General features: G+C 54.2%; 1 rRNA gene. It reads right to left on the reverse strand.

The window, feature by feature from the left end:
- Positions 1-82: 82 nt before the first annotated feature.
- Positions 83-2,914: ribosomal RNA gene (locus XINFAN_RS00225) — 23S ribosomal RNA — on the reverse strand.
- Positions 2,915-3,234 lie beyond the last annotated feature (320 nt).

The following is a 3,234-nucleotide window of genomic DNA, read 5'->3' on the forward strand; positions in this document are numbered from 1 at the left end:
GATGTTGTTCAGGTCAGCACGACTTTGGTGCTTGTATATGGCGTCTGTCCGGCAAGGTTTTGATGCCTTGCTTTTACCGGATCAAATCAAGCCAATCGGGCAATTAGTACCAGTCAGCTGAATGCATTGCTGCACTTACACCTCTGGCCTATCGACGTGGTGGTCTTCCACGGCCCTCAAGGGAGGCCTTGTTTTGAAGGGGGCTTCACGCTTAGATGCCTTCAGCGTTTATCCTGTCCGAACATAGCTACCCTGCACTGCCGTTGGCACGACAACAGGTCCACCAGTGGTTCGTTCAACCCGGTCCTCTCGTACTAGGGTCAACTCTTCTCAAGCCTCCTGCACCCACGGCAGATAGGGACCGAACTGTCTCACGACGTTCTAAACCCAGCTCACGTACCTCTTTAAACGGCGAACAGCCGTACCCTTGGGACCTGCTCCGGCCCCAGGATGAGATGAGCCGACATCGAGGTGCCAAACGATGCCGTCGATATGGACTCTTGGGCATCATCAGCCTGTTATCCCCAGAGTACCTTTTATCCGTTGAGCGATGGCCCTCCCACTTGGGACCACCGGATCACTATGGCCGACTTTCGTCTCTGCTCGACTTGTCAGTCTCGCAGTCAGGCTGGCTTCTGCCATTGCACTCAACGAGCGATTTCCGACCGCTCTGAGCCAACCTTCGCGCGCCTCCGTTACGATTTGGGAGGCGACCGCCCCAGTCAAACTCCCCACCATGCAGGGTCCCGGACCCGGATAACGGGCCGCGGTTAGACATCAAGAAGGCGAAGGGTGGTATCTCAAGGGAGGCTCCACAGAGACTGGCGTCCCTGCTTCGATGCCTACCACCTATCCTGCACATCACATTCCTGATGCCAATGCAAAGCTGGAGTAAAGGTTCATGGGGTCTTTCCGTCTAACCGCGGGTAGTGTGCATCTTGACACACAGTTCAATTTCGCTGAGTCCACGTTTGAGACAGCGGGGAGATCGTTACGCCATTCGTGCAGGTCGGAACTTACCCGACAAGGAATTTCGCTACCTTAGGACCGTTATAGTTACGGCCGCCGTTTACCGGGGCTTCAATTCGGAGCTTGCACCCCTCCTTTTAACCTTCCGGCACCGGGCAGGCGTCAGACCCTATACGTCGTCTTACGACTTCGCAGAGCCCTGTGTTTTAAGTAAACAGTCGCCACCCCCTGGATTGTGCCCCCCGCCCACAGTTGCCTGCAGACGGGGCTCCCTTCTCGCGAACTTACGGGAGCATTTTGCCGAGTTCCTTAAACGTGGTTCTCTCAAGCGCCTTGGTATACTCTACCTGTCCACCTGTGTCGGTTTAGGGTACGGTCTGATGGAGGGCTATTTCCAGGAACCTCTAAGCGGCCCACCCAATCCGATAAGGGTGAACAACCTTCGAGATCCGTCACATCCTCCTGGCCCACGAATATTAACGTGGTTCCCATCGACTACGCCTTTCGGCCTCGCCTTAGGGGCCGGCTTACCCTGCTCAGATTAGCTTTAAGCAGGAACCCTTGGACTTTCGGCGAGAGGGTCTCTCACCCTCTTTGTCGCTACTCATGTCAACATTCTCGCTTCCGATCTCTCCACCGGATGCCTTACGGCCCGGCTTCACAGAAAGCCTCGCGCCTCCGATGCTTCCGAAGAAGCAGAAGAGGCATGAGACTATATCACGGAACGCTCCGCTACCACGCACATCGCTGTGCATCCCGAGCTTCGGCTCATGGCTTGAGCCCCGATACATCTTCGCCGCAGGACAGCTTATCTAGACCAGTGAGCTGTTACGCTATCTTTAAAGGATGGCTGCTTCTAAGCCAACCTCCTGGTTGTTTTGGCCGTCCCACATGCTTTCCCACTTAGCCATGAATTAGGGGCCTTAGCTGCAGGTCAGGGTTGTTTCCCTCTTCACGACGGACGTTAGCACCCGCCGTGTGTCTCCCGGATAGTACTCTTCGGTATTCGGAGTTTGGTTAGGCTCAGTAAGTCTGTGGGACCCCATTACCCATCCAGTGCTCTACCCCCGAAGGTATTCGTCCGAGGCGCTACCTAAATAGCTTTCGCGGAGAACCAGCTATCTCCAGGTTTGATTAGCCTTTCACCCCTAGCCACAAGTCATCCAGACCCTTTTCAACGGGTGTTGGTTCGGACCTCCAGTTGGTGTTACCCAACCTTCATCCTGCTCATGGCTAGATCACCTGGTTTCGGGTCTGATCCGACGAACTCTGCGCCCATTTAAGACTCGCTTTCGCTGCGCCTACACCTATCGGCTTAAGCTCGCTCGTCAGACCAAGTCGTTGACCCATTATACAAAAGGTACGCCGTCAGGGCTCAAGGCCCCTCCGACTGCTTGTAGGCGTCCGGTTTCAGGTACTGTTTCACTCCCCTCGTCGGGGTGCTTTTCACCTTTCCCTCACGGTACTGGTTCGCTATCGGTCAGTAAGGAGTACTTAGCCTTCGGAGGTGGTCCTCCGATCTTCAGACAGGATTTCACGTGTCCCGCCCTACTTAATATGTCCAATGGTGCTTCCAATACGGGGCTGTCACCCACTATGGCTGTCCTTTCCAGAACATTCTTGTCACACTTCATGGATCGGCTGGTCCGCGTTCGCTCGCCACTACTAACGGAGTCTCTGTTGATGTCCTTTCCTCCGGGTACTTAGATGTTTCAGTTCCCCGGGTTCGCTCTAAAAACCCTATGTATTCAGGTAATTAGTACCTGTTTCAGCCCATTGTAAGCTACCAGAGGTAATTACAACAAACTGTCAGGTGGGTTTCCCCATTCGGATATCCATGGATCAAAGCCTGTTCCCGGCTCCCCATGGCTTAACGCAGGGTACCACGTCCTTCATCGCCTCTTACTGCCTAGGCATCCACCAAACGCCCTTCTCGCGCTTGATCTGATCCGGAAAGAGCAAGGCCGCGCGACATGCGGCCACTTCCCGGAACAGAAGTCATATACTTCTACCCATGCGTCTGTCGAAACAGACGCCGGTTGCGTACTAGACTTGAACAATATCACCTGCGATCCCGAAAGACCGCGATCCGTTCTCACTCGAACGAACCATCAGTGATATCGATGTTTCTCTCTCTCTTTACGATGTCAATTGATCCATAAGGATCGTCATCCCATCACAGGATGATCAGAAGCATTCGCAAATGCTGCTGATGATCATGTGAACACTGGTGGAGCCTATCGGGATCGAACCGATGACCTGCTG

Origin of the sequence: Pseudogemmobacter humi, from assembly GCF_900609055.1 — a bacterium.
GTDB classification, from domain to species: domain Bacteria; phylum Pseudomonadota; class Alphaproteobacteria; order Rhodobacterales; family Rhodobacteraceae; genus Pseudogemmobacter; species Pseudogemmobacter humi.